This is a genomic window from Compostibacillus humi (genome assembly GCF_014637175.1).
GTDB lineage: Bacteria > Bacillota > Bacilli > Bacillales > Amphibacillaceae > Oceanobacillus > Oceanobacillus humi.
Genome location: NZ_BMEV01000052.1, coordinates 1 through 23,844 on the forward strand (window position 1 = coordinate 1; position 23,844 = coordinate 23,844).

Below are 23,844 nucleotides of genomic sequence, written 5' to 3' on the forward strand. Positions count from 1 at the left end.
GAAGAGGCCTCTTTCTAAGTGTATTTGCCTGGTAAGCATACATTTATGATAGAGTGCCTCTTCCTTTTTGGCTAGGATTTTGTAGAAATATCACCGAGAACTATTTTACACATACAGATGATTTTCATCCTTTGGAGTTAAAATGTAAAGAGTTCTTTACATATTTTAGCCTGCTTTATATGCTTTGGGTGTTCAATATATAGAAACTGGAATGGTCATTCTTTGTTTAATGATTTTGTATATTGTCATCGGGCTCGGTGGTATCGTCGTCAAGCAGCTCTAATCTTGCGATGCAGCTAAAATTAAAAAACTTATTTCAAAGCGTCACTGTATGAGAAGTTTTCTTATTCTTTTTCATCATGGGTCGGATGTGCGCCGTCTATTTGTCTTGGCAGATCTTCGTGCTGCGCTTCGTCCGGATAGACAAAGGCACTCATTCGCTTTTGCCCATCCTTCCAAGGAGTTGATTTGCCCGTAACCGGGTTTTCGGCATTTATCGGTGAACCGACGGGTCCTTCCGGAAATTCTTCCGGGATGATTTCATTTCTCGATTTATCTACAGCGGAAAAGTCAGAGTACTTTTTGTTATAATCTTTTGGCATATAATCCATCCTTTCATCCAAAGTATTCACCATAACCGAGAAAATAATACAAGTCCCGCCGGTGCCAAATACCGGCGGGACTGTTGACATTTTTCGACAAGAGCCTGGTACGTTGCTTAGTCGAAGGTGGTGCAGCGTTTGTAGCCGCGTAATTTTCTTTCCAAAACTCGGCCGAGGCGGAAAATGGCGTCTTCATTGCCTTTAGCGCTCATAATTTGAATGCTGAGGGGCAGCCCGTGTTCATCAATAGCAACAGGAATGGTCAAGGCCGGCAATCCCCAGACGTTGGCATAGGCAACGTACGGCATATATAGGAGAAATCGTTTGCGCAGAGAAAAAATTTCCCGGTATACTTTTCCGTGTTTCGGTGCGGCAGAATGATAGACTGGGAAAATTAACAGACGATTTTTTAAATAAGTTTTCAGTCTTTCGTCTCCCTGGTCCAATATTTGCTGAATTTCCCGGACTCGTTTTGCAGATGGCTTAAATATTTTTGAAGCAAAAATTCCCTTTGTTAACGATGGTTTCACCGATGTTTTTTCTGCTATCCGTTCTTTGATCAAGCCTTTCATTATGCCGGTGCGGTCGTTATTATACGCTCCCCTTTCCAGCACTTTGCTGTCGCTTGATGCGATGATTTCCTGCCAAAGCTTGGCGCTATCGTCAAAAAAGGGAGGAATGGTCCGTTTCGTAGTTAATGATTTTCCCAAAAACCCTTCGATTTCATCTAATACTTGAATCGTTGTTAAAGATAAAGGATAATCGATGGAACCAGGCAAGATTTCCACTTTAAAATTCAATAAATGATTAGGTTCGATTGGACGATTGGCGATAAGCTGGTACATAAAACGCATATCCCGGACGGATTTTCCCATCGGACCGACGGCAAACATTCTTTCCAGCAGCGGATCGTGAATCGGCGGAAAATGTCCTTCCGATGGAACTGTCTTCCTTCCGGGTTTAAAACTCACTACCCCATTGAAATGGGCGGGAATCCGAATCGAACCGCCGATATCGGAGCCAATACCTGCCGCAGAACCGCCAACGGCAAGAATAGCCCCTTCGCCTCCGCTGGAACCTCCGGCTGTTTTGGAAAGATCCCAGGGGTTATTCGTCCGTCCATACAATTTGTTTTCCGTTTCTTGGCTGAAGGATAGGGCAGGAGTATTCGTTTTGCCAAGTATAATTGCACCTGCATTTTTCAGTCTTGTAACGACATCTGCGTCTATCCTTGAAATTAAATCTTGCCGGTGAACTAATCCTCCAGTCGTTTTCATGTTTGCAACGTGAAAGGCTTCTTTTACACTAATTGGGACTCCGTGCAACGGGCCTTTCCATTGATTTTTCTTTATTTGTTCATCCAAATGCTTCGACTCTTCCAATGCTTCATCAAACCGGGTTTCCACCATAGCATTTATGAAGGGATTCGTTTTCTTAATATGCCCGACATATACACGCACTACCTCCTCGCAGCTTACCTCTTTACTTTTGATTTTTTCAGCAATTGCAGTAGCATCCATGTCAAGCAAAGCAGTTTCGTCCATTGGCATTCCCCTTAACTATTGATGAAATAATTTTAACAAATAACGTTTTTACCTAATTATTATAAAATATATGATATGATAAAACTATAGAAAGTCAATCAAAACGGGGGTTACACAGATGTATTTTGTCGATCGGAGCAAAATTGAAGAAACGATAAAATTTATGGATGGCGTTCTCAAGGAAATGGAACATCAAACGATGACCACCTTTGCGGAAAAAATGGCATTCGAACGAATGGTCCATGTTGTCATCGAATCGATTTTAGATACAGGAAATATGATGATTGACGGTTTTATCATGCGGGATCCAGGAAGCTATGATGACATAATCGATATATTAATTGACGAAGAAGTGTTGCCAAAGGAAGAGGAAACAGCATATAAATCATTTATCCGCCTGCGGAAAATGATTGTGACAGAGTATACAGAAATAGATCATCAGAAACTTCAATCCGCTGTGAAGCAAACACTTCCAATATTAAAATCTTTTAGTTCTCACATACGGACATATTTAACAAATGAGTTAGGTGTAGCGAATGCGTTTACCAATAAATGAGGTGATTGGATGAAGAAACAAACACCTAAAGAAAAGATTTTAGAGTTATTAAAAAAGAAAAAGGCATTAACAATTACGGAAATGATGCCTTACTTTTCCATCTCGGAAATTGCGGTGAGGAAACATCTCAACGGGCTCATCCAGAAAGGTTACGTAAAAAAAATTGCTCATAAACAAAAAGTAGGCAGACCATACTATACGTATATGCTGACAAAAAAAGGGCATGACACCTTTCCGAGCCAATATAAAAGTCTTCCATTACAGCTATTGCAAGACTTGGAGGAAATGCAAGGGCTTGAGATGGTGAATAGTCTCCTGGAGAGAAGGATTGAGAAGGAAAAATGCGATTTGGAAGAATTCATCCAGGCAGACAGTTTAACAGCCCGAATTGAAGAATATGTCGAGCTGCAAAATAAAAAAGGGTATATGCTCGAATGGAAACAGCTGGAGGACGGCAAAGCTGAAATTATCAACCATCACTGCCCTGTTGCCGAGATCGCCGAAAATTATTCCCAAGTCTGTTTAAACGAAAAAGTCCTGCTGGAAGAAATTTTGAATGATGGAAAAATTGAATTTCGTGCCTGCATGGCAAAGGGGGCGCCCGTTTGCCGCTGGATTATCGAAAGTTCAGGGCAACAATTTGTAAAGAAAGAGGAAGTGCATTGAAGAAATATAAAGGATATTTAATCGACTTAGACGGCACCATGTATTTAGGAGAGGAGCCGATTGAGGCGGCTCAAGAGTTTGTAAACGCATTAAAAGAAAAGGATATCCCGTATTTATTTGTAACAAATAACTCCTCTGCTACACCAGAAAATGTCGCAAAAAAGTTAAATCGGCTTCAAATTCCTGCCACGCGAGAACAAGTCGTTACAACTAGCTTAGCCACAGCCAACTATATATATTCCCAAAAGCAAGATGCTGCCTGTTACGTCATTGGCGAAGAAGGAATTCGTCAGGCACTGCTGGAAAAAGGGCTGACAATTGTTGATGAAGAGCAGTGTGATTATGTCGTTATCGGCATTGACCGCAGCGTAACGTATGAAAAACTGGCAAAAGCATGCCTTGCTGTCCGTAATGGGGCTGCTTTTATTTCCACGAACGGGGATGTCGCACTGCCGACAGAACGGGGTCTCCTTCCGGGAAATGGCGCCATCACTTCAGTCATTACGGTAAGTACCGGTGTTTCTCCGCTGTTTATCGGAAAACCGGAAGCGATTATTATGGAAGAAGCATTAAAAATCATCGGTCTGACAAAGGAAGAAACGTTGATGGTCGGGGACAATTATCAGACGGATATTAAAGCCGGAATCAATGCTGGAATCGATACGCTAATGGTATTTACCGGCGTGACGCCGTATTCCGAATTTCCAAATTTAGAAGTGAAACCGACGTATTATGTGCACAGTTTGCGGGAATGGATTGACCGAATATAACAAAAGCTGCTCGAGATATTACGAGCAGCTTTTGTCGTTTCTCCGTACATAACAGTTTATACGATACTTATTCATCCTCTTCATTGCTTTCGTAGCTGTGGGCAAGGCGGCTGGAAGCGGCAGCAGCGATGGCGCCTACGATATCATCCAAAAAGGTATGGACTTCTCCGGTCGATTTATCATTTAATTTCTTCAAAATTCCTGGCTTTTGCTTATCAATATATCCGTAGTTAGTGAATCCGATGGAACCATATACATTGATAATGGAGAAGGCGATAATTTCATCAACTCCGTACAGCCCTTCATCGGTTTCAATGATGCTTTGAAGCGGCTCATCCAATAATTTCTTTTCTGCCAGCATGTCTAATTGTATGCCTGTAATCATGGCATTTTGAATTTCCCGTTTCGTTAATACTTTTTCCACGTTTTCCTTGCACAGTTCCAGCGTTAAATCGTCATGATACGGCGACTGAAGATAATAAACCAGCTCCGCAATATCATTAATGGTAACTCCTCTTGTTTCTAACATTTTCCGGGCGTGTTTTTCCAGTTTGCTTTGTTTCATTGTGACCTCACCTTTTCTCTGTATTAGTTAAAAACGGACTGTTCTTGTCATATAGTTTATTAATATGGCAATGTTTTGCAATTGGCCTTTAAAAATTTTTTATCATGTAAATTTGTTCTCTCAATAATCCATATTGCTTGTTAAACAGAATCAGCAACAGCTGATCTGCATGAAGGGGGAAATAAAATGCCTTACAGAAGATTTCTTTCTACCTATTATGGTATCCAAGCGGAGGAAAAAATACATCTTTTTGGCAGAGAGGGCTACCGGAAGGGGAATGAAATATATTTTATCATGATTTTGGAAAATAAGGAAACTTTTTACACCGAGAAGATGTCCCTTTCTGCTTATTTAATGGAGAATGGCTATTCCCATATTGCTTTTCCGAAAGTGAATCTTCAAGGGGATTGGCATACGCCATTGGAAGGAAACAAATATATCGTCCTTGCTGTACAGCCTTCCTATCAGGAACCATTACAAACCGGAATCGCTTTGGCGAGATTTCACCAAATCGGTTCCAATTATCCGTACCAGCCGAAAGAGGTTTCCAGTTATGGACATTGGCGCTCGTTATGGATCGACAAACTAACTGCATATGAGATGAAAATACAACAGGAAGCAGAGAAACGCGATGACGAATATCACCAATTATGGATGGACGTACTGCCATATATTATTGGTCTCAGTGAAAATGCCATTCAATACGTCAGGCAAAGTGAACAGGAACAAAGGTTTAGCGAAGTAGACCAAGGGACGGTTGCATTCCATCGCTACCACAACCAGCTGGAGAATCCGATTTTATGGATGGATGATTTTGTTTATGACCATCCGGCAAGAGATATTGCCGAATATCTACGCAGTCTGCTGTTTACTATGGAAAAAAGAGAGGAAGCATTCCTGTTTTTAGAAGAATATCAATCGGTCCGGCAATTATCTGTTTTTAGCTGGAGGTTAATTTACGGGCGCTTATTATTTCCCATTCCGTTCTACGACTTATTATATCGGGGATTTCAAGCTGAAAAAACTGACGATGGAACATTGCACGACGAGTTACAGCATCTGTTGAAGAAACAGACCCGCTATGAGAACGTGCTGAAAAATTTCTTTGAGCTTGCCGGTATTGATGCCGAAATGTTGCAAATCCCTATGGTACAATGGCTATAGATAATAAAATATTCATTGCAGAAAGGGGAGGAGACTGGATGGAGAAGGATCGCATTTTTATCACGAGAAAAATACCGGAACATTTGCTGGAACCGTATACGGACATGTTTGATTTTTCCATGTGGGAAAATGAAGAAGAGCCGGTTCCAAAGGATGTGTTGTTCCAGGAAGCGGAACAAGCTGACGGGCTCATATGTATGGTCAGTGAAAAGGTGGATAAAGCACTCATCGAGCATGGGAAAAGGTTAAAAGTCATTGCCAATGTAGCTGTCGGTTACGACAATATCGATGTAGAGGAAGCGACAAAAAGGGGGATTATAGTTACGAATACCCCGGATGTCCTCACAGAAACGACGGCTGATTTAGGATTTGCCTTATTAATGGCAACGGCAAGAAGAATTATTGAAGCAAATAAATTTATTGCTGAAAACCGCTGGCGGGAATGGGGGCCGTTTTTGCTTGCCGGGGCGGATATCCATCATAAAACTATCGGCATTGTCGGCATGGGGAGAATTGGTGAAGCCATTGCCAGAAGAGCAAACGGCTTTTCGATGTCCGTTCTGTACCATAATCGTTCCCGCAGACCGGAAGCGGAAAAATATATCGGCGCCCAATATGTTTCCTTTGAAGAATTATTGGAAAGATCCGATTTTGTCGTTTCCGTCGTTCCATATTCGAAAGAGTCCCATGAAATGTTTGATAAGCAAGCTTTCGCAAAAATGAAAAAGTCTGCTATTTTTATTAACATTTCCCGGGGCGGTGTGGTGGATGAACAAGCATTGTACGATGCTTTGAAAAATAAAGAAATTGCTGCCGCCGGCCTGGACGTATTTGCCAAAGAGCCGATCGGAAGCGATTCCCCATTTATGGCTTTGGATAATTGTGTCTGTTTGCCTCATATCGGTTCGGCAAGTGTGGAGACACGAGAAAAGATGATTACACTGGCACTGGAAAATGTGAAAGGCACGCTCTGCGGGGAAGGGCCGCTTACGCCGGTAAAATAATAAAGGCGACCTCTTCTGTCGCCTTTTCCACAATTAAAACACTTGTTCGATTTCTTTTACTCCAGGCACTTCCGTTGTTAAGGCCCGTTCAATTCCTGCTTTTAATGTGATAGTGGAACTTGGGCAATTTCCGCAGGCCCCCATTAAACGAATAAGCACAACTCCGTCATCACTTACATCAACTAATTCCACGTCTCCGCCGTCACGCAATAAAAATGGGCGTAATTTTTTCAGTACTTCTTGAACTTGTTCGTACATAACCCATCTTCTCCTTTCCCTGTTCTTATTATAAAATGTGAGTATGCAAAAATCTATTATCAATTTTTAATTATTGGATATAAATGAGAATAAATATCAATCTCATTTATTCGTTATACATTATATTTTATCTTTTAATCGGCTTTTTGTAAAATAAAAGAAACAGCTGAATGGAGGATTGGATGGGATGGGAGATAATAAAGTGAAAATTACCGTATACGGTGCTGAACAGCTTTGTGCCAGCTGTGTCGGTGCCCCCGGTTCAAAAGATACGTACGAATGGCTGCAGGCGGCTATTGGCAGGAAATATGCAACAGATCAGGTTGAATACGAATATGTCGATATTGATCACCCCCCAGCGGTGGAAAAACACGAAAAGTTTGTGGAGCGGATTCACGAAGAAGATCTGTTTTGGCCAATCGTAGTAATTAATGACGAAATTGTTGCCGAAGGGATTCCACGGCTAAAACCGATTTATGAATCGCTGGAAAAACTCGGTGTAGAGTAAAGCCAGTCAAAATGTTTGAATGGTGATGGCAACCTTTGTATACTAAATAGAACATATAAGATAAGGAGGTTCGTGATGGTTATACATTTAACGGAAAGCGCAAGTGCGCGTATTAAGGAAATGATGGAAGAGGAAGATAGGGACGTCTTTTTTCGCTTCGGCGTAAAAGGCGGCGGATGCAGCGGACTATCCTATTCTTTAGGGTTTGACGAGGAAATAGACGACAAGCTGGATTTGCAGGAAGAAGTCAACGGAATTCCGGTCGTTGTCAGAAAAGAGGATATTCCCATTATTGAAGGAACGACGATTGATTATAAAGAAAATCTTATGGGCGGCGGATTTACTATTGATAATCCGAAAGCAATATACTCTTGCGGCTGCGGATCTTCTTTCCGGACTGCGGAAGTGGCCGGAACACCGGGAGATTGTTAATACAAGCTGGAATGCTTCACTGCATTCCAGTTTTTTAATTGGATTTCGTTTATAATATAAAGGGATGTTGATTTTAGGAGAAGGTACTTATCTTGCGAAAAATGGACAAGTATACAATCGTTCGAGAGAGGATGGCATGTGATGGGTGAATCATTCGGCTGCCGTAAAGATATTAATCAATTATGTGTTGCAAAGGTTCCTTTTTTCAATCACTTGGAAGCAGATGAAATGATGAAGATTGCGGAAATGGGCCGGCATCTTCACTTTAACAAGGGCGAAATTATTTTTATGGAAGGAGATCCCCTAGAATATTTATATATTGTCCACCAAGGACGGGTAAAAAATTATCAGCTGTTTGAATCGGGAAAAGAACAGCTGTTGCGGATTTTAGAGCCGGGGGAGTTTATGGGGGAGTTGGCCCTATTTACCGAGAAAGTATTGGACAGCTGCGCAGAAGCAATGGAAAAGACGGAAATATGCGCCATTCACCGGGACGATATGCGTGACTTGATGCATCAACATCCGTCTATTGCAGTGAAAATTTTGGAACAGTTTAGCGAGCGGCTTGACCAAACGGAAAAACTTGTCGGCCAATTAAGTTCGAAAGACGTGGAAACCCGCACCGCTACATATTTGCTTGAATTGGCGGAAGAAAAGGGGGCTTGCGACATTGTTTTGCCGATGAGCAAAAAGGATCTCGCTTCCTTTTTAGGAACAACTTCGGAAACGATCAGCAGAAGGCTATCCGGTTTTCAAATGAACGGCTGGATTGAACAAAAAGGACAGCGCAATATTAAAATATTGGATATGGACGCGCTAAAACGCGTTGCCAAGCAATAAATAAGCTCCCAGACAAGGGAGCTTATTTTTTAAAATAGATCTAAATCAGAGGAGTGTTTTGGCTGCACCCGTGCTTTCGGGTCGATATAGCGCTTCGCGTTATTGATGGCAGTCGGGCCTTCGCCAAAACCGGTAGCAATTAATTTTACTTTGCCGTCATAGGTGCAAATATCCCCGGCAGCATAAATACCCGGAATATTCGTTTCCATTTTCGAATTGACGACAATGCTGTTCTTTTCAATTTCTAATCCCCAATCTTTAATCGGACCGAGGGTGGATATAAAACCGTAGTTGCAAATAACCGAGTCAATTTCAAGTTCTTTGCGCCGTTCTCCTCGCACTTCCTGAAGGATGATCTTATCGATTTTATCGCTTGCAACAATATCATCTGCGACAAAAGGGGTGAGAACTTCCACTTTGGAAGCAAGCAGCTGCTTCACACTATGTTCATGGGCGCGAAATTCGTTGCGCCGGTGGACGAGGGTTACCTTTTCCGCTATCGGTTCAAGCATTAGTGCCCAGTCAACCGCGGAGTCTCCTCCGCCTAAAATGGCTACCCGCTGTCCCTTAAACTGATGAAGGTCCCGAACGAAATAATGCAGGTTGACCCCTTCGAAAGATTCACTGTTCCCGATATTTAAGCGCCGTGGGCGAAACGCACCGTTTCCGGCAGTAATAATGATTGTTTTTGTTTCGTGGATATCCCCCGTATTCGTCGTTAAGCGGAAATGACGGTCATCTAATTTTTCCAGTTTTTCCACCGATTGCCCTAAAACGATTTCCGGGTTGAAAATTCGCGCTTGTTTTTCCAGTTGGTCCACTAATTCTTGGGCACGGACTTTTGGAAAACCAGCAACATCGTATATATATTTTTCAGGATACAGGGCTGCCAGCTGTCCGCCAATATGCGGCAAGCTTTCAATAATTTTAACGCTTGCTTCTCGCATCCCGCCGTAAAAAGCGGTAAACAAGCCGACAGGGCCCGCACCAATAATGGTTACGTCAAATATCTTTTCAGACATGGAAAACCCTCTTTTCTATCTGTAAATTCAACCATTTCCATAGTAACATAACCGGCGGCAGGTGAGTAATAATTAAACTGTTTTGTACGAAAAGAAGCGGAACAGCAAATTTATTCACAGCAACGGACCGTATTATAGCACGTCCTTTTCAAATACCGGCTTTTCGTTTAAAATGAGGAAAGTATGTTACAGTGCAAATGAAGGGATGAACCAGCTTGGTACAGTTAGTTGTTTCGTTAATATTATATTTTGTAATCTTTTTTGGCATTGCGTTTATTCTTAACATGCTATTGCGCAAAACGTGGATCATGGCTTTTTTGTATCCGATTATCATTTTGCTCGTTATTGATAATTTATCCACTTGGGAATATATAACCAATCCTGGAGGGGCGTTTGCTGCTCTAGGAGAAAAGTTGACCAGCTTAACTGGTTTAGATATTGTCATTTTATTGTCAGGGTTCATTGGCACAATTGTTGCCGGAATCGTTATCAAACTATTAAGGAAGAGCGGTTATCAAATGTTTTAATAGAATTATATAAAAAAATGAATAAAATAGGTTTGATTTGGACATGATGACATCCAGAGAGGTGTTAATCATGGAAATCAAAAATTTTATTCAAAAAATAGGGATGTCACTCCTTATGCTGTTTGCATTATATGTGACTATCACATTCGTTTCCGATAGCACTTTGACAGAAATGAAGGTTTATGCGGAAACGGCACATTTTGTAAATGTAGACCAGCCGTCTTCCGAGGAAAAGTCAGATTCTAATGAAACACCAGAGCTCAGACAAACGAAATTGCAAGAAAAAGAATTAAACAGTATAAAGCCGGCCAAAAAGCTCATATCCAGCGATGAAATCGACGGGCCGAAAACGCTGGAAGAAGCCATTAATTTTGAACAGTACCCGAAAGCTACGGTCGTGGCTACGGGCTATACTGCCGGAGTGGAGTCGACAGGTAAAACCGAATCCCATCCCCAGTGCGGAATTACTTATTCCGGGGTAAAAGTGAAAAGAGATTTATATTCGACAATTGCTGCAGACACTAGTGTGTATCCGATTGGTACGATTCTTTACATCCCAGGATACGGGTACGGTGTCGTTGCCGATACGGGAAGTGCAATTAAAGGAAATAAAATTGACCTATATTACAATACGGTGCAAGACGTCTATTCCCAATGGGGGAAAAAGACCGTCGATGTATACATTATTGAGTATGGTGACGGCACGCTAACGGAAGAAGACTTAATCCGTTTAAATGAAAACGAAGCGCTGCAAGTATTCCGTCAGCAAATCAATTAATGCAACATAAAACGCAAGAGGCTATTTTTGGCCTTCTTGCGTTTTTCGTGCTTTAAAATAAAGGATACAAGCCAAAGGCGACAGCAATTCCGGTTAATCCTCCGAATAATACTTCGCTCGGTTCATGACCGAGCAATTCTTTCAGCTCTTCCCGCTTTTCATATTCTTCCTTTTGTTTCCAGTCCTTAGCCTGTTCGACAAAAAGCTGGAAATCTTTAATCAATACGTTCAGTAAAGCAGCGTGCTGACCGGCGTGACGTCGGACACCTGATGCATCATACATCGTGATGACACTGAAAATCGCTGCTATAGCGAACATCGATGAAGAAACCCCTTCCACGATTCCGATTCCGGTTGTCAGGGCAGTAACTGCTGCCGAATGGCTGCTTGGCATCCCGCCGGTACTAAAGGCGAGGCTCGGAACGAATTCCTTCGTGGCAAAAAATTTAATTGGCACCTTAATAATTTGGGCAAATATAATGGCTGCAAGAGCGGCCCATAAGGGAAAATTCAGAAATAATTCCATACGATTATGTACACCATCCCCAACTATTCGCTTTCGACAAACTTGCATTTATTTTATCATATGGAGTGGGGGAGGTAAATAAACGCGGAAACAATTCATTTGCCTTTAAACGGAAAGCAGACTTGATTAAATACGCAAAGTACATGCAGGCAGCCGCTTGGCAACGTAAACAGCGCTCTAGGCAGGGCGAGTCCGGTATCTATAATTAGAAAAGGAATCATACCGGCCCATGCAACCCCATAGGAAATTTCCGGTTCCAGCCATGTATTCATCGCCAAATACTATAAGTAACCCAAAATGCATAGTTAATGACTAAGCCGGAAATGACAGCGATGCTGAAGTGGACAGGAGTTAACCAAAACACTCGGAAGAAAATAGATTCCTCCGAGTGAACTGTAGGATATTATTCGATAATCGTATCAAGGGCGATTTCCATCATCTCATGGAAAGTTGTTTGCCGTTCTTCGGCGGTCGTTTCCTCGCCGGTGATAATATGGTCGGATACGGTTAGTATGGATAGTGCCTGTTTTCCGTATTTGGCTGCCAGCGTGTAAAGGGCAGTTGATTCCATTTCTACTGCAAGCACTTGATAGGATGCAAGCAATTCATTCACTTCTTTTGCGTTTTCCCGATAAAATGAATCGCTCGTAAAGACGTTTCCGACTTTGATGTTTAATCCCTTTTCGGTACCGTTTTGATAGGCTTTTCGGAGCAGTTCGAAGTCAGCGAGGGGAGCATAGTCAATTCCGCCGAAAATCATGCGATTTACTTGGGAGTCAGTTGTTGCTCCTTGGGCAAGTATAACATCCCGGACTTTCACGTCTTTTTGCAAGGCGCCGCATGTCCCGACACGAATCAGCTTGTTTACGCCGTATTCACGGATCAGCTCATTGACATAGATGGAAATGGACGGTACACCCATTCCTGTTCCCTGAACAGAAACCCGTTCTCCTTTATAAGTCCCTGAAAACCCGAGCATGCCCCGGACTTCATTATATTGGGTGACGTTTTCCAAATAGGTTTCGGCAATATATTTTGCCCGAAGGGGATCGCCGGGAAGCAAAATTTTATCGGCAATGTCGCCTTGTTTTGCGCCAATATGTACACTCATAAGTAGACCTCCTATAGGAAATATGATGCTAAAATAACGTTACCATAAGGGAATGTAATTGACAAACTGTTGAAACCTCTTAATTGGAGAATGGAAGAATATTGTATATAATAAACATAGCCACAAAAGTATATACTATTTTTAAGATAAATGGCTCGCTATCAACATGGAAGGATGAAGAAAATGAAGAAACAAAACTATCTGATTACAGCAGAAACAGGAATTCACGCCCGGCCGGCAACTTTGCTCGTCAATAAAGCTGGTCAGTATACATCGGAAATTAATTTAACGTATAAAGATAAAACGGTAAATTTAAAATCGATTATGGGTGTGATGTCCCTCGGAATTTCAAAAGGGGCAGAAATCGAAATTACGGTGGACGGAAATGACGAAGATGAAGCAATTGCCGGGATTACGGCAGTCATTGAAGAGCATTTAGGCGAAAAAAAGTAAAGCAATCTATATAAAAAGGTTCCAGCTCATTGGTTTGGCTGGAACCTTTGTTGTCCGTATCATTACTTAATTCCGTAGTAGTGTTTTTCGTAGTAATGGTCTTCCAGGTTTTGCAAATTTTCCAGTGCCTTCTTATGATAAGGGCTGTCTTCCGCCATAAGACTTTCCTTATATTGTTCCACCGCTTTTTTCAGCGATTCTCCATAAGCAGGCACCGGACCATGATAAGCCTTTACCGCCGGTTTTTTCACGTTCATTTTTTCCTTATAGTAAAGGGCTTTTCGTTCATGGAAAAAAACGTCTTCTACTTTTCCGATATTGTGAATATCTCCCTGAAGCGGATGTTTTATTACTGCTAATACTTCGATTAAATACCGCTCTCCCCGGTCTTCTATGACCTTCCCGATATAAGTTCCGGAATGGTAATGGGCTTTTACTGTATCGCCAATTTGGATTTCTGCCATCACAATCACCTCTACTGGTTATTTTGCCAAAAAAGCGCGGGAAAAGCGAATATTTGCAAGCAGATTGCATTGGAATTTATAATGTTGCTGATATAATAAATGGATGAAAGGAAGTGACGGAAGAATGTCTTTTTTATATATGCCATTTTTATATTTTCCGCAAGATAAATCCGAGTATCTCCCAGCTGTGATTATAATGGTGATTGTGTTTGTCTTAGCTATTGGTACGCTATATTTATTCACGAAAAAGTCACGGAAAGAAGCTGAAAAAATCGAAGAACAATATAAGGATAAGTTTTAACTATTCGCCGCATAACTTCTCGCGAATCGGGAATACTTATCGTAGTCTTGTTTTGTTAGAGGAGAAGGTTTATGCGGTTTTTTGTTATTATTTGTTTCATCATCCTTAGCGCTTGCCAGCAATCAGAAAGCGATTTGACAAGAACGATTGATATGTATAACGGCGATGGAGATATGGTTGGCACCGCCACATTGCGTGAAGCATCTGATGGGGTAGAAGTGAAACTTAAAGTGGAAGGACTTGCACCAGGATTTCACGGGATACATTTTCATGAATTTCCCGTCTGTGAAGGTCCGGACTTTACAAGTGCAGGAAATCATTTGAATCCGGAAGGAAAAGAACACGGACTGATGCACCCGGATGGTTCCCATTTAGGAGATATGCCTAATGTGGAAGCAGATTCCAGCGGGGGTGTTGATGCCGAATTAATGGTTGCCGGAGCAACATTGCTTGATGGAAAAAAGTCACTTTTGGCAGGGGAAGGCACGTCATTAATTATCCATGAAACCGCAGATGATGGCATCAGTCAGCCTGCCGGTAATGCAGGAGCCAGAGTATTGTGCGGCGAATTAAAGAAAGACCCGGAAGCAGAGTCAGAAAAGAGCTCTGAATCCCCAACCGATCCGACGGAAACCGATAAAAAAGAAGAAGAGTAGAAAAACTGGTTCCAGATCGAACAGATGCCGGAACCAGTTTTTTTATTGTGTTGAAAAGAAAAACGTTATATATTTTTTACTGCATCAATAATTCGATTGACCCCTTCTTCCAAAGTTGCCCTTGGACAGGCAATATTCATCCGCATATATTGTTCGCCTTCGTCGCCATAGTCTAGTCCGGCATTTAGTCCGACTCTAGCTTTTTCAATCATAAATTGTTTCAGTTCTTTGCCGGACAATCCGAGACCCGTGCAGTTCAGCCATAATAAGTAGGTACCTTCCGAGCGTGTTACTTTTAAATTCGTTTCCTCTTCCAGCTGTTCCGTTACATAATTTTTATGACTCTCCAACAGCTGCATCAATTCTTCGAGCCAAGGTTTGCCGTAAGTATAAGCTGCCTCCAGAGCAGTGTTTGCCATCGTGTTTAATAAACCGTTATAACCGGATTTCAAAAATTGGTTTTTCAACTTTTTCCTTTTCTCAGCATCCGCCGCAATGACATAAGAAGCTTCCAATCCGGCTAAATTAAATGTTTTTGACGGAGCCATGCATGTTATTGTGTTTTCGAGAACTTCGTCGGAAAGGGAAGCGATTGGAGTATGTTTTTCCCCAGGGAAAACGAGATCTGCATGAATTTCATCAGAAAAAATCATCACGTCATATTTAAGGCAAAGCCGGGCGATTTCCTCCAATTCCTCTTTTTTCCATACCCTGCCGACAGGGTTATGGGGGGAACAGAGAATGAAGGCCTTCACCCCAGTTTTTAATTTTTCTTCAAAATCGTCAAAGTCAATAGTGAAATATTGGTCTTTTTCAATTAGCGGATTTTTAACCATTTCCCGTCCGTGGGCTTTAATGACGGTATAGAAAGGAGTATACACTGGTGTCTGAATAAGGATTTTATCTCCCGGTTCGGTAAAGGCTTCAATGGCCATATGTAAACTGGATACAACCCCGGGGCTAAAGGTTAGCCATTCAGGCTGAATCGTCCATTGATGCCGGTCAGATAGCCAGTTTACCACTGAATTTTTCACATCGTCGTCAATGACAGTATATCCGTAAATTCCGTGCTCCGCCCTTTTGATTAATGCTTCATTTACTTCCTTCGGCGCCTGAAAATCCATATCCGCAACCCACATTGGCAGCACATCTTCCGATTGAAATACTTTTCCTGCCATATCCCATTTAACCGAGCGGGTATTTTTTCGGCTGATTACTTCGTTAAAAATGCTCACTGATCCCATCCCCCTAAAACTATTTTTGTACAAACTATTATAGCAGACTTGCAATGTACCCGTCTTGAGGCAAAAAAAAGAGCAAAGCGTGAAACGCCTTGCATTACAGGGGGAATACGAGAAAGTCTTACGGTACTAGTTATAACCGCTTTTTCAAAAAATAAACCCCTTAAATAAAAATTATTCTTTTGATTTTCTATATTTGTACGTTTTATAAACGTTTTTCCAGTCTTTCTTTTTCCTCTTCGAAACCAGGTTTTCCTAACAGGGCAAACATATTTTTCTTATAGGCTTCGACTCCCGGCTGATTAAACGGGTTTACCCCTAATAAATAGCCGCTTATTCCGCACGCTTTTTCAAAGAAATAGACAAGATAGCCAAACGTATACGGGTCCAGTTTCGGAAGATCGATGACTAAGTTTGGCACCTCCCCATCGGTATGGGCAAGCAGGGTTCCTTGAAATGCCTTTTCATTCACATCGTGAATCGTTTTTCCTGCCAGGTAGTTTAATCCGTCAGAATTCTTTTCGTCTGCCTCTAAAATAAGTTCTTTTCTTGACGTCTGAACATGAAGGACAGTTTCAAACAGATGTCTTCTTCCTTCTTGAATATATTGGCCTAATGAATGGAGATCAGTAGAAAAATTGGCAGATGCCGGGTAAAGGCCTTTATGATCTTTTCCTTCGCTTTCGCCAAAGAGCTGTTTCCACCATTCGGCAAAGTAATGTAAACCAGGTTCATAGTTCACTAATAGTTCAATTAATTTTCCTTTTTGATAGAGCAAATTGCGGACCGCAGCATATTGATAGGCAGGGTTTTTATCTAAAGATGGCTCAGACAACTCTTTCATTGCGTCCTGTGCTCCCTGCATAATTGCGTCAATGGAGACCCCGCTTACTGCAATCGGGAGAAGGCCGACTGCTGTCAGCACGGAATATCTTCCGCCGACATCATCGGGAATGACAAACGTTTCATATCCTGCTTCATCCGCAGAAGATTTTAATGCGCCTTTTTCCTTGTCGGTTGTTGCATAAATCCGGCTTTTCGCTTCGTCAACCCCGTATTTTTCTTCAAGGAATTTCTTAAAGATGCGGAAGGCGATGGCAGGTTCTGTCGTAGTTCCGCTTTTGGAGATGACATTAATGGACACGTCTTTATCTTTAATCAGGTCAAATAATTCGCTCATATATGTAGAACTTAAGTGATGTCCGACGAAAATGATTTGCGGTGCGTTACGGTCGCTTTTAGAAAGGAGATTAAAAAAGGAATGGTTCAGCATTTCAATGGCAGCACGAGCACCCAAATAAGAACCGCCAATTCCGATAACTAATAATACATCGGAATCTTTCCTTATTTTTTCCGCTGCCTGCTGAATTCGGCTATATTCTTCTTTATCGTAGTTTTCCGGCAAGTCTACCCAGCCAAGATAATCACTGCCGGCGCCGGTCTTTTCGTGCAGCATGTTGTGTGCTTCCTGTACAAATGGATTCAAGTTCTCCAGTTCTTCCTTGGAGAAGAAGCGCAATGCTTTATCATAGTTAAATGTAATGTGGGTCATTGGTGCATCCTCCTTCATTTTAAAACCTTCCATCTTAATGTATACAAATGGGAAAATGAAATCAAGAAGGGACGTCTGGAAAGGAGAAAGTTCTTGGGGTGAAGGTATAGAAAAAGGCATGCCCACGTAAGAATTCTTACTCGAGAATGCCTTTAAATTTATTTGCGGAACGTATTTTCCCGTTCCATCGATTGTTCGATCCACTCTTCCAATTTTTCTTTTAACGTGTTAAATCCAGAGGAAGGGTTCGTTTGTGGAGCGGTTTGAGTTTTTTTCGCCGCAGCTTTTTTCGGAGGTTCCTGAGTTGCGCGGATCGATAAAGATACTTTATTATTTTCTTCATCCACACTTAGCACTTTTACTTTCACAACATCCCCAACGGACAAATAATCATTGATATCTTTGACAAAACCGTGGGTTATTTCGGAAATATGAACGAGACCTTGCGTTTCCTCATCTAAAGCGATAAAAGCACCGTATGGCTGAATTCCTGTCACTTTTCCTTCTAAAATTTGACCTGTTTCTACCTTAATTGCCATGTCGAACAACTCCTATTCCTTTGTTTCAAACAATATACTATTTTAGCATAGATAGGTGATTGGCGCAAAAGTTATATTTCTTTCCGCTGCCAGCTGACAAAGGCAAGCAAAATGTCTCCTTTTTGCAAAATATAATCTGCTGGCGGATGAATTTTATATTGGTTCTCCCGGATAATGCCGAGGAGCAAATACCCCTGGAGCATTAATAAATTGGATGCTTCAAGAAAGGACCGGTGTTCCAGTTCTTTTGTAACCGGCATATGGGAAAACTGTTTCCGTTTTAAAATTTCCAGAATATCTTCAAAGGGAGTAGATGCAACTTGATGCGATAGTTCGTGAAACAGAAGGGTACTCAAAAAATCGTTGGAGCGAATAATGGTAGAAGCTCCTGCCCTTAATGCATTTTCCACGTATGTTTTCGACAGTATTTCGGCAACGATTGGTATGTCCTTATTCGTTCCGCGGATGGTAAGAATGGATAAAATCGTAAAGCTGTCGGCATGTTTTTCCGCTTTGGAAGTATTGGCAGTTATTAATACTTTCGCTGCTTCTTTAATATTTGCCTTTAATAATATATGCTCGTCCGACGCGTCACCATGAATAAAATGAACCGGATAGTCTTCATATAAAATTTTTTTCTCTGTCCGGTCGATGACAACGATCGGAGTGTCCGGAAATTTTTCTGCCATAAGGCGAATCAGCTGCCTCGTCCGTTCATTCCACCCGATAAAAATATAATGGCCCTTTCCTTTAAAATCAATTTTTCCTTTCATTAGGTTTTGTTCGTATTGTACCGTTGCAGCAGCGATGGAAGAAATATAAAAGGCAATAACTCCTCCTCCGGTTAAAATTAATGCAATGGCAATCAATCTTCCAATTGTTGTCAGCGGAACATAATCCCCGTACCCAACCGTTGCAGCTGTAATAAAGGCCCACCAAATCCCATCGAAAATGGTCGGAAATCTTCCGGGTTCTGCGAAGTGAATCATCGTTCCGAATATAGTCATGATGATGAGAACACTAGCGAGAAGCTTTACAACGGTTGGGAGGCGAAAAAAAATAAGCTTAATCAGTTTTCCTGTCATAGGGTCACCTGAAATCTAAAGGATGTTTTAACCTTAGTATGTTTTAGGGAAGTAATACAATACATCGGAAGGAGAAAGATGTCCGGAATGAACAACTGAAGAATTCTCTCCCTTCGAGACTGATCAGCTCCGAAGGGAGATTGGATATCTTTAAGCCAGCGCCGCTTTCATGCTTTCATACACTTCTAACCAAAAGTCTTCTCTTTGTTGAAATGTTTGGCCGATGTTAGCATACACTTCTTTTGCTTTTTCCTCGAAATCAGCAGCATCTTTCGGCGGAAGTTCTTGCCGAGCATCATCGACGAATTGCTGTATCTTTTCCGCCCGCGGGCCCCATTTTGCTACTTCGTTGCCGTCTTCATCTATGAAAATATAGATCGGAATGGAGCGGGATTTTCCGTTCGTTAAATATTGGTCCATTAATTCTAAGTTATCGTCCCGCAAAAGCAGCCGGACTTCCATACCAGTTTTTTCCGCTAGCTTAAAGAGAATCGGGTTATTCAGCATCGCATCTCCGCACCAATCTTCCGTCAGCGCAATGACACGCAAGTTTTTTGCCTTCACTTTTCTAAAGAAATCTTCATCTTCCGGAAGCCGGAACGATTCATAAATATGAAGCATTCCTTCTTTGTTTTTTTTCATGGAATCAATATACTCCTGAATGGTCATGCCCTTATCAAACCATTGATATAAATCCATACATCTCTCCTCCTTTTCTTCAAATTTTACTGAATAATAAAAGGAGCGTAAATAAAAGTGCTCCATTGAAAATTATCTGATAAGATATTGTCAGGTTAACAGGAGGGATGAAAGTTGAATAAGGAATTTTTGCTTGAATTGTTACATACTCCGTCCCCGTCTGGAATGGAGATGGAAATTCAGAAAAAATGGATTCAATACGTCAGCACCTTTGCTGATAAGGTCATAACGGATAACGCAGGAAACGCAATCGGTGTATTAAACCCGGAGGCGCCGTTTAAAGTGCTGCTTGCCGGTCATTGTGATGAGATTGCACTTGTTATTAATCGGATTGATGACAATGGATTTTTGCATTTTGACAAAGTAGGTGGAATTAACCCGAAGGCAGCGGTTGGCATGAAGGTAACCGTCCTTGGATACAACGGGACGATAACCGGGGTCATCGGCGTCAACGCCCAGCATCATGGCGGCTTGAAAAATGATTTCGGGCTGGAAGATTTATTTATTGACTGCGGGTTTAAATCAAAGCAGGAAGCAGAAGAGCGAGTACAAATTGGGGATTTATGCGTATATAAAACAGAGCCGGAAATATTAATGGACCGGTATATTTCTGCCCGCGGCTTAGATAACCGGACCGGGGCCTTTATCGTTGCGGAAGTGCTGCGGCGCTTAGCCAAGGAAAACGTTCAAGTCGGAGTGTATGCAGCGAGCACCGTAAACGAAGAGACGAATATGGGCGGAGCTTATTTTGCCGCTTCCGGCATTGAACCGACGATGGCCATTGCCTGTGATGTCACTTTTGCTACTGATTATCCAGGGGTGAATAAAAATAAACACGGGGATGTCCGTTTGGAAAAGGGACCGGTTTTGGCGAAAGGCGCACCGATAAATATTAAAATGAATCAGCTGCTGGAAAAAGCGGCAAGTGAACGGAACATTGGTTTGCAATATGAATTAACCCCAAGGAGAACAGGAACGGATGCAGATAAAATGCGTCTGACCGGAAAGGGAGTTCCCGTTGCTCTCGTTTCTTTGCCGCTAAGATATATGCATTCCCCGGTGGAAACGGCGAGCTTCCAAGATATGGAGAAAGAAATTGATTTGCTCGTCACGATGATCAAAAACTTAACGGGGGATGAAAGTTTAAACCCGCTGGATGATTGAAATATTTTAACTGGATTGAAAACTTTCTGAAAAAAAGTGAGGCAAATCTCTTTTCAAATGGAAGCCATTCATATATAATGAATTACGAAAACTAAATAATCGATTCCAATCTTCGGGGCAGGGTGAAATTCCCGACCGGCGGTGAGAAGCATTATTGCTTTAAGTCCGCGACCCATCTTAACGAATGTTAAGGTGGTGGACCTGGTGCAAATCCAGGACCGACAGTGACAGTCTGGATGAGAGAAGATGTCGAGCCTGAATCATGGTGTATTTATGTACACCTTAATTCCCTATGGACTTCTTATACCCTAAAGCCCCGTTATGTGTGCTTTAGGGTTTTTTATTTTACGGGCATTCTAGGCTTCTCCTTCGCGACAAGAGAGGAATCGATTTAAAAAGAAGGAGGAAATGATGATGAAAAAATCATCGAACTTACTAAAATTAGTTGTTTTATCTCTTTTGGGGACTATTTCCCTCGTACTGTTTTTCCTGAACTTCCCATTGCCGTTTTTACCGGCCTACTTAAAAATTGATTTCAGTGAAGTTCCGGCATTGATGGCTTCCTTAATTTTTTCCCCATTGGCTGGGGTCATTGTCATCGGTATTAAAAACTTGCTTTACTTAGCCGTTTCCGGATCAGGAGACCCTATCGGGGTAATCGCCAACTTTTTAGCGGGAGTCATGTTTGTTTTGCCGGTCTCCATCATTTACCATAAATTTAATAAAGGGGTAAAAAGTGTCCTTTCCGGCCTGATAACCGGAACGATAATCATGGCTGTCGGCATGAGCGTGTTAAATTATTTCTTTATACTGCCTGCCTACGGATGGTTTATGGGCTGGGATATGACCGAATCCTTTATCTGGATATCAGTTATCGGCGGAGTATTGCCGTTTAATGCGATAAAAGGTGTTATCGTCGGTGCTCTGTTCCTGATTATTTTTGTGAAAATGCAGCATTGGATGGAACAGCAGCGGGCGAAATTAACTTAAAAAATGCAAGCCGCATGAAATTTCATGCGGCTTATTTATTTTTCGTCCATGACCCAGCACAACGGGTCCCAAAAATGGTGCAAATGAAAACCGTTCCTGTCAGCGGCTGCCGATAGGAACGGTTATATTTACGTTTTTTTCGGTATCACTCCGATGGTACATCTGGCGACAGAAATGAGCTGTTCTTCTTCGTCGGTAATTTTAATTTCCCAAACCATTGTCGTTTTGCCCGTGTGGAGGGGTGTTGCCCTTGCTGTTACGGTACCATCCCGTTTGCTCTTAATATGGTTAGCATTGATTTCGATGCCAAAAACATGTTCTTTTTCCAGGTCAGCATGAAGCATCGCGCCAATGCTGGCTGCCGTTTCCGCCAGTGCTACCGATGCACCTCCGTGTAAAAATCCTGCGGGCTGCCTTGTCCTTTCATCCACTGGCATGGTGATAATCACCAAGTCTTTCTCCATCGAAATGATTTCCATCCCAAGGGCTGAAATAAGCGTATTTTGAATCTGTTTCATTCCCACTCCCCCTTTAAACTGCACTGATTAGCAGGGAAATACCGAGCAAGAATCCGTATAATGTATTTGTAATTCCCGTTGCTTTCATAGCAGGCATCATTTCTAACGGTTCGGTTTTGCCCCGGAAGTTTTTAATGACACTTCTTGCTTTGCCGGCACTGAGCAATGTAATGAACGACCAGAGCGGCAATATATTCAAGATAATATAGAGGATCGTTAAACCGTATGCGGTCACAAACAGAGCAGCCATTAACGTTATCGATTTATCCCTTCCGAGCAACACCGGAATCGTTTTCCGTCCGCCCCGTTTATCGCCTTCCCGGTCACGAATATTGTTGGCCATATTTAAGCTGCCGATAAAAATCGTAATCGGCAACGAAATTAAAATAACGTTCCAAGTAATTGTCTCTGTTTGGATAAAATAGCTGATTCCAATAATCAGCGTTCCCATAAAAATGCCGGAAAAGAGCTCTCCCAGCGGAGTGTAGGAAATTGGCAGCGGCCCCCCAGTATATGCATAACCGACTAACATTCCGAGAAGCCCAAGGATAGCAACGTACCAGCTCGATTCCATGCAAATATAGATGCCGAGCAAAACCGAAAATGCATATAACAAAAAGGCTCCGTTGCGCACCAATTCAGGTTTAATGCCGTCACGGACAATGGTGCCGCTAATCCCAACCGATTCCTCGGTGTCCAGACCACGCACGTAATCATAATATTCGTTAAACATGTTCGTTGCTGTCTGAATAAGCATGGAGGCAAGCAGCATGGCTAAAAATAAGATTAAATGGAAAGTACCGTCAACATACGCAATCATCGTTCCGACAAAAACCGGTACAAAGGATGCAGTCAATGTATGGGGCCGCAGCAGCCGCCACCAAACATCGAATCCGTCCTTTTCGTTCAATGCCGTCCGTATTTTATTTTTTTCATCTGTAGATTGCATCATTCTTCCTCCTGAAAGTAGTCCATATCAAACTAATTTTAGGGGAATTCGGATAGGCTGTCAATTTGCCCCATTTTTTAAGTTTACCGATTTTCTTTGTTATACCTTCAATCCATTCGTATTTTTTAATCGAAGAAACTTGAATTTATATTTCTGTGTGGAAAAAGTTTATTTTTACCAACACAAATAAACGTCCGGGATGCACGTTTTTTTAAAACTATTCAATTCCTGTATTCAAAGCTTAAACGCAAGCTGCCGTGGATCTTTCCGCCTTTCTATGTACTTGAAATGCTGGATGCCATGCCTGTCCTTATTAAGGATGGCTTTTATTCCAGCTGAAAAGCGGTAAAGGAACATTTT

At 41.9% G+C, this 23,844-nt stretch carries 29 protein-coding genes and 1 riboswitch; of the genes, 14 read left to right on the forward strand and 15 right to left on the reverse strand.

Going from position 1 to position 23,844, the window contains the following annotated elements; genetic code table 11:
* Nucleotides 1-344 precede the first annotated feature (344 nt).
* The gene (locus IEV18_RS12480; RefSeq protein ID WP_188392718.1) at nucleotides 345-602 is read right to left on the reverse strand and encodes a hypothetical protein; all 258 of its coding nucleotides are present in this window, start codon (nucleotides 600-602) and stop codon (nucleotides 345-347) included.
* 116 nt (nucleotides 603-718) lie between these two features.
* Nucleotides 719-2,146 (reverse strand): amidase, encoded by a 1,428-nt coding sequence (locus IEV18_RS12485; RefSeq protein ID WP_188392719.1) that lies wholly within the window; start codon nucleotides 2,144-2,146, stop codon nucleotides 719-721.
* Between the two features lie 118 nt (nucleotides 2,147-2,264).
* Between IEV18_RS12485 and IEV18_RS12490 the strand changes: the two genes are divergently transcribed.
* Genes IEV18_RS12490 through nucF form a run of 3 tightly spaced genes read left to right on the forward strand, consistent with a single transcriptional unit; the run spans nucleotide 2,265 to nucleotide 4,138 of the window.
* Nucleotides 2,265-2,702 carry a DUF86 domain-containing protein gene (locus IEV18_RS12490; RefSeq protein ID WP_188392720.1) on the forward strand — a complete coding sequence of 146 codons (438 nt, stop codon included), beginning with the start codon at nucleotides 2,265-2,267 and terminating at the stop codon, nucleotides 2,700-2,702.
* Between the two features lie 9 nt (nucleotides 2,703-2,711).
* Nucleotides 2,712-3,368 carry a helix-turn-helix transcriptional regulator gene (locus tag IEV18_RS12495; RefSeq protein WP_188392721.1) on the forward strand — a complete coding sequence of 219 codons (657 nt, stop codon included), beginning with the start codon at nucleotides 2,712-2,714 and terminating at the stop codon, nucleotides 3,366-3,368.
* Nucleotides 3,365-4,138, forward strand: coding sequence for a 5' nucleotidase NucF (gene nucF, locus IEV18_RS12500; protein ID WP_188392722.1), 774 nt, complete (start codon nucleotides 3,365-3,367; stop codon nucleotides 4,136-4,138). The genes IEV18_RS12495 and nucF overlap by 4 nt, the downstream gene beginning before the upstream one ends.
* A 67-nt stretch (nucleotides 4,139-4,205) precedes the next feature.
* Here nucF and IEV18_RS12505 read toward each other — a convergent pair whose 3' ends face one another.
* Nucleotides 4,206-4,703 (reverse strand): phosphatidylglycerophosphatase A family protein, encoded by a 498-nt coding sequence (locus tag IEV18_RS12505; RefSeq protein ID WP_188392723.1) that lies wholly within the window; start codon nucleotides 4,701-4,703, stop codon nucleotides 4,206-4,208.
* Between the two features lie 186 nt (nucleotides 4,704-4,889).
* On the opposite strand from IEV18_RS12505, the gene IEV18_RS12510 reads away from it, so the two are divergent.
* Nucleotides 4,890-5,867 carry a YutH/CotS family kinase-like spore coat protein gene (locus tag IEV18_RS12510; RefSeq protein WP_188392724.1) on the forward strand — a complete coding sequence of 326 codons (978 nt, stop codon included), beginning with the start codon at nucleotides 4,890-4,892 and terminating at the stop codon, nucleotides 5,865-5,867.
* Between the two features lie 38 nt (nucleotides 5,868-5,905).
* The gene (locus tag IEV18_RS12515) at nucleotides 5,906-6,871 is read left to right on the forward strand and encodes a 2-hydroxyacid dehydrogenase (protein ID WP_188392725.1); all 966 of its coding nucleotides are present in this window, start codon (nucleotides 5,906-5,908) and stop codon (nucleotides 6,869-6,871) included.
* Nucleotides 6,872-6,904: 33 nt separating this feature from the next.
* On the opposite strand, the gene IEV18_RS12520 is transcribed toward IEV18_RS12515, so the two are convergent.
* Nucleotides 6,905-7,129: a NifU family protein gene (locus tag IEV18_RS12520; RefSeq protein ID WP_188392726.1), complete on the reverse strand. Its 225-nt coding sequence runs from the start codon at nucleotides 7,127-7,129 to the stop codon at nucleotides 6,905-6,907.
* Nucleotides 7,130-7,316: 187 nt separating this feature from the next.
* Here IEV18_RS12520 and IEV18_RS12525 point away from each other — a divergent pair, with 187 nt between their 5' ends.
* The 3 genes from IEV18_RS12525 to IEV18_RS12535 all read left to right on the forward strand — a co-directional run bounded on the left by IEV18_RS12525 (nucleotide 7,317) and on the right by IEV18_RS12535 (nucleotide 8,909).
* A complete protein-coding gene (locus tag IEV18_RS12525) occupies nucleotides 7,317-7,637 on the forward strand; it encodes a YuzD family protein (RefSeq protein WP_188392727.1) in 321 nt (106 codons plus the stop codon).
* Nucleotides 7,638-7,712: 75 nt separating this feature from the next.
* Nucleotides 7,713-8,069 (forward strand): HesB/IscA family protein, encoded by a 357-nt coding sequence (locus tag IEV18_RS12530; protein WP_188392728.1) that lies wholly within the window; start codon nucleotides 7,713-7,715, stop codon nucleotides 8,067-8,069.
* A gap of 141 nt (nucleotides 8,070-8,210) precedes the next feature.
* Nucleotides 8,211-8,909 (forward strand): Crp/Fnr family transcriptional regulator, encoded by a 699-nt coding sequence (locus IEV18_RS12535; protein ID WP_188392729.1) that lies wholly within the window; start codon nucleotides 8,211-8,213, stop codon nucleotides 8,907-8,909.
* Between the two features lie 29 nt (nucleotides 8,910-8,938).
* Here IEV18_RS12535 and IEV18_RS12540 read toward each other — a convergent pair whose 3' ends face one another.
* Nucleotides 8,939-9,931 carry an NAD(P)/FAD-dependent oxidoreductase gene (locus IEV18_RS12540; RefSeq protein ID WP_188392730.1) on the reverse strand — a complete coding sequence of 331 codons (993 nt, stop codon included), beginning with the start codon at nucleotides 9,929-9,931 and terminating at the stop codon, nucleotides 8,939-8,941.
* A 215-nt stretch (nucleotides 9,932-10,146) separates the two neighbouring features.
* Here IEV18_RS12540 and IEV18_RS12545 point away from each other — a divergent pair, with 215 nt between their 5' ends.
* Together IEV18_RS12545 and spsC are read left to right on the forward strand one after the other, a co-directional pair.
* The gene (locus tag IEV18_RS12545; RefSeq protein ID WP_188392731.1) at nucleotides 10,147-10,458 is read left to right on the forward strand and encodes a YuiB family protein; all 312 of its coding nucleotides are present in this window, start codon (nucleotides 10,147-10,149) and stop codon (nucleotides 10,456-10,458) included.
* Between the two features lie 70 nt (nucleotides 10,459-10,528).
* Complete coding sequence (spsC, locus tag IEV18_RS12550) at nucleotides 10,529-11,236, forward strand: stationary phase survival protein SpsC (RefSeq protein WP_308421570.1); 708 nt, start codon at nucleotides 10,529-10,531, stop codon at nucleotides 11,234-11,236.
* 52 nt (nucleotides 11,237-11,288) lie between these two features.
* Here the strand turns inward: spsC and IEV18_RS12555 are convergent, their stop codons facing one another.
* Nucleotides 11,289-11,762 (reverse strand): divergent PAP2 family protein, encoded by a 474-nt coding sequence (locus IEV18_RS12555; RefSeq protein ID WP_188392732.1) that lies wholly within the window; start codon nucleotides 11,760-11,762, stop codon nucleotides 11,289-11,291.
* Between the two features lie 403 nt (nucleotides 11,763-12,165).
* Entirely contained in the window at nucleotides 12,166-12,873 is a 708-nt protein-coding gene (gene deoD, locus IEV18_RS12560) for a purine-nucleoside phosphorylase (protein WP_188392733.1), read from the reverse strand.
* A gap of 183 nt (nucleotides 12,874-13,056) precedes the next feature.
* Between deoD and IEV18_RS12565 the strand changes: the two genes are divergently transcribed.
* Complete coding sequence (locus IEV18_RS12565) at nucleotides 13,057-13,326, forward strand: phosphocarrier protein HPr (RefSeq protein WP_308421571.1); 270 nt, start codon at nucleotides 13,057-13,059, stop codon at nucleotides 13,324-13,326.
* A 62-nt stretch (nucleotides 13,327-13,388) separates the two neighbouring features.
* Here the strand turns inward: IEV18_RS12565 and kapB are convergent, their stop codons facing one another.
* Nucleotides 13,389-13,790, reverse strand: a complete 402-nt coding sequence (kapB, locus tag IEV18_RS12570) for a kinase-associated lipoprotein KapB (RefSeq protein ID WP_188392735.1) — start codon at nucleotides 13,788-13,790, stop codon at nucleotides 13,389-13,391.
* A 372-nt stretch (nucleotides 13,791-14,162) separates the two neighbouring features.
* Between kapB and IEV18_RS12575 the strand changes: the two genes are divergently transcribed.
* Nucleotides 14,163-14,747, forward strand: a complete 585-nt coding sequence (locus tag IEV18_RS12575; protein ID WP_188392736.1) for a superoxide dismutase family protein — start codon at nucleotides 14,163-14,165, stop codon at nucleotides 14,745-14,747.
* A 65-nt stretch (nucleotides 14,748-14,812) separates the two neighbouring features.
* On the opposite strand, the gene IEV18_RS12580 is transcribed toward IEV18_RS12575, so the two are convergent.
* The 5 genes from IEV18_RS12580 to IEV18_RS12600 all read right to left on the reverse strand — a co-directional run bounded on the left by IEV18_RS12580 (nucleotide 14,813) and on the right by IEV18_RS12600 (nucleotide 19,863).
* Nucleotides 14,813-15,982 carry a MalY/PatB family protein gene (locus IEV18_RS12580; RefSeq protein ID WP_188392737.1) on the reverse strand — a complete coding sequence of 390 codons (1,170 nt, stop codon included), beginning with the start codon at nucleotides 15,980-15,982 and terminating at the stop codon, nucleotides 14,813-14,815.
* A gap of 211 nt (nucleotides 15,983-16,193) precedes the next feature.
* Complete coding sequence (locus tag IEV18_RS12585) at nucleotides 16,194-17,540, reverse strand: glucose-6-phosphate isomerase (RefSeq protein WP_188392738.1); 1,347 nt, start codon at nucleotides 17,538-17,540, stop codon at nucleotides 16,194-16,196.
* A gap of 158 nt (nucleotides 17,541-17,698) precedes the next feature.
* The gene (gene yugI, locus IEV18_RS12590; RefSeq protein WP_188392739.1) at nucleotides 17,699-18,079 is read right to left on the reverse strand and encodes a S1 domain-containing post-transcriptional regulator GSP13; all 381 of its coding nucleotides are present in this window, start codon (nucleotides 18,077-18,079) and stop codon (nucleotides 17,699-17,701) included.
* A gap of 71 nt (nucleotides 18,080-18,150) precedes the next feature.
* On the reverse strand, nucleotides 18,151-19,164 hold the full coding sequence (locus IEV18_RS12595) for a potassium channel family protein (protein ID WP_188392740.1): 1,014 nt from the start codon (nucleotides 19,162-19,164) through the stop codon (nucleotides 18,151-18,153).
* Nucleotides 19,165-19,314: 150 nt separating this feature from the next.
* Nucleotides 19,315-19,863, reverse strand: a complete 549-nt coding sequence (locus IEV18_RS12600) for a thioredoxin family protein (protein WP_188392741.1) — start codon at nucleotides 19,861-19,863, stop codon at nucleotides 19,315-19,317.
* A gap of 165 nt (nucleotides 19,864-20,028) precedes the next feature.
* Here IEV18_RS12600 and IEV18_RS12605 point away from each other — a divergent pair, with 165 nt between their 5' ends.
* Nucleotides 20,029-21,027: a M20/M25/M40 family metallo-hydrolase gene (locus tag IEV18_RS12605; RefSeq protein ID WP_188392746.1), complete on the forward strand. Its 999-nt coding sequence runs from the start codon at nucleotides 20,029-20,031 to the stop codon at nucleotides 21,025-21,027.
* Between the two features lie 104 nt (nucleotides 21,028-21,131).
* Nucleotides 21,132-21,279, forward strand: a riboswitch (FMN riboswitch).
* Nucleotides 21,280-21,435: 156 nt separating this feature from the next.
* Complete coding sequence (locus tag IEV18_RS12610; protein WP_373281925.1) at nucleotides 21,436-22,017, forward strand: ECF transporter S component; 582 nt, start codon at nucleotides 21,436-21,438, stop codon at nucleotides 22,015-22,017.
* Nucleotides 22,018-22,145: 128 nt separating this feature from the next.
* Here IEV18_RS12610 and IEV18_RS12615 read toward each other — a convergent pair whose 3' ends face one another.
* The gene (locus IEV18_RS12615) at nucleotides 22,146-22,535 is read right to left on the reverse strand and encodes a PaaI family thioesterase (protein ID WP_188392743.1); all 390 of its coding nucleotides are present in this window, start codon (nucleotides 22,533-22,535) and stop codon (nucleotides 22,146-22,148) included.
* A gap of 13 nt (nucleotides 22,536-22,548) precedes the next feature.
* Nucleotides 22,549-23,484: a 1,4-dihydroxy-2-naphthoate polyprenyltransferase gene (locus IEV18_RS12620; RefSeq protein ID WP_188392744.1), complete on the reverse strand. Its 936-nt coding sequence runs from the start codon at nucleotides 23,482-23,484 to the stop codon at nucleotides 22,549-22,551.
* Between the last annotated feature and the right edge of the window lie 360 nt (nucleotides 23,485-23,844).

Excerpts from the sequence above, each read along its gene's own strand:
- IEV18_RS12565 (WP_308421571.1), top strand. The coding sequence starts at position 13,057 with ATGAAGAAACAAAACTATCTGATTACAGCAGAAACAGGAATTCACGCC.
- IEV18_RS12605 (WP_188392746.1), top strand. The coding sequence starts at position 20,029 with ATGGAGATGGAAATTCAGAAAAAATGGATTCAATACGTCAGCACCTTT.
- IEV18_RS12515 (WP_188392725.1), top strand. The coding sequence starts at position 5,906 with ATGGAGAAGGATCGCATTTTTATCACGAGAAAAATACCGGAACATTTG.
- IEV18_RS12575 (WP_188392736.1), top strand. The coding sequence starts at position 14,163 with ATGCGGTTTTTTGTTATTATTTGTTTCATCATCCTTAGCGCTTGCCAG.
- spsC (WP_308421570.1), top strand. The coding sequence starts at position 10,529 with ATGGAAATCAAAAATTTTATTCAAAAAATAGGGATGTCACTCCTTATG.
- IEV18_RS12535 (WP_188392729.1), top strand. The coding sequence starts at position 8,211 with ATGGGTGAATCATTCGGCTGCCGTAAAGATATTAATCAATTATGTGTT.
- deoD (WP_188392733.1), bottom strand. The coding sequence starts at position 12,873 with ATGAGTGTACATATTGGCGCAAAACAAGGCGACATTGCCGATAAAATT.
- IEV18_RS12540 (WP_188392730.1), bottom strand. The coding sequence starts at position 9,931 with ATGTCTGAAAAGATATTTGACGTAACCATTATTGGTGCGGGCCCTGTC.
- IEV18_RS12615 (WP_188392743.1), bottom strand. The coding sequence starts at position 22,535 with ATGAAACAGATTCAAAATACGCTTATTTCAGCCCTTGGGATGGAAATC.
- IEV18_RS12485 (WP_188392719.1), bottom strand. The coding sequence starts at position 2,146 with ATGGACGAAACTGCTTTGCTTGACATGGATGCTACTGCAATTGCTGAA.
- IEV18_RS12530 (WP_188392728.1), top strand. The coding sequence starts at position 7,713 with ATGGTTATACATTTAACGGAAAGCGCAAGTGCGCGTATTAAGGAAATG.
- IEV18_RS12595 (WP_188392740.1), bottom strand. The coding sequence starts at position 19,164 with ATGACAGGAAAACTGATTAAGCTTATTTTTTTTCGCCTCCCAACCGTT.
- yugI (WP_188392739.1), bottom strand. The coding sequence starts at position 18,079 with ATGGCAATTAAGGTAGAAACAGGTCAAATTTTAGAAGGAAAAGTGACA.
- IEV18_RS12585 (WP_188392738.1), bottom strand. The coding sequence starts at position 17,540 with ATGACCCACATTACATTTAACTATGATAAAGCATTGCGCTTCTTCTCC.
- IEV18_RS12480 (WP_188392718.1), bottom strand. The coding sequence starts at position 602 with ATGCCAAAAGATTATAACAAAAAGTACTCTGACTTTTCCGCTGTAGAT.
- IEV18_RS12600 (WP_188392741.1), bottom strand. The coding sequence starts at position 19,863 with ATGGATTTATATCAATGGTTTGATAAGGGCATGACCATTCAGGAGTAT.
- kapB (WP_188392735.1), bottom strand. The coding sequence starts at position 13,790 with ATGGCAGAAATCCAAATTGGCGATACAGTAAAAGCCCATTACCATTCC.
- IEV18_RS12610 (WP_373281925.1), top strand. The coding sequence starts at position 21,436 with ATGATGATGAAAAAATCATCGAACTTACTAAAATTAGTTGTTTTATCT.
- IEV18_RS12510 (WP_188392724.1), top strand. The coding sequence starts at position 4,890 with ATGCCTTACAGAAGATTTCTTTCTACCTATTATGGTATCCAAGCGGAG.
- IEV18_RS12505 (WP_188392723.1), bottom strand. The coding sequence starts at position 4,703 with ATGAAACAAAGCAAACTGGAAAAACACGCCCGGAAAATGTTAGAAACA.
- IEV18_RS12520 (WP_188392726.1), bottom strand. The coding sequence starts at position 7,129 with ATGTACGAACAAGTTCAAGAAGTACTGAAAAAATTACGCCCATTTTTA.
- IEV18_RS12620 (WP_188392744.1), bottom strand. The coding sequence starts at position 23,484 with ATGCAATCTACAGATGAAAAAAATAAAATACGGACGGCATTGAACGAA.
- IEV18_RS12495 (WP_188392721.1), top strand. The coding sequence starts at position 2,712 with ATGAAGAAACAAACACCTAAAGAAAAGATTTTAGAGTTATTAAAAAAG.
- IEV18_RS12555 (WP_188392732.1), bottom strand. The coding sequence starts at position 11,762 with ATGGAATTATTTCTGAATTTTCCCTTATGGGCCGCTCTTGCAGCCATT.
- IEV18_RS12490 (WP_188392720.1), top strand. The coding sequence starts at position 2,265 with ATGTATTTTGTCGATCGGAGCAAAATTGAAGAAACGATAAAATTTATG.
- IEV18_RS12525 (WP_188392727.1), top strand. The coding sequence starts at position 7,317 with ATGGGAGATAATAAAGTGAAAATTACCGTATACGGTGCTGAACAGCTT.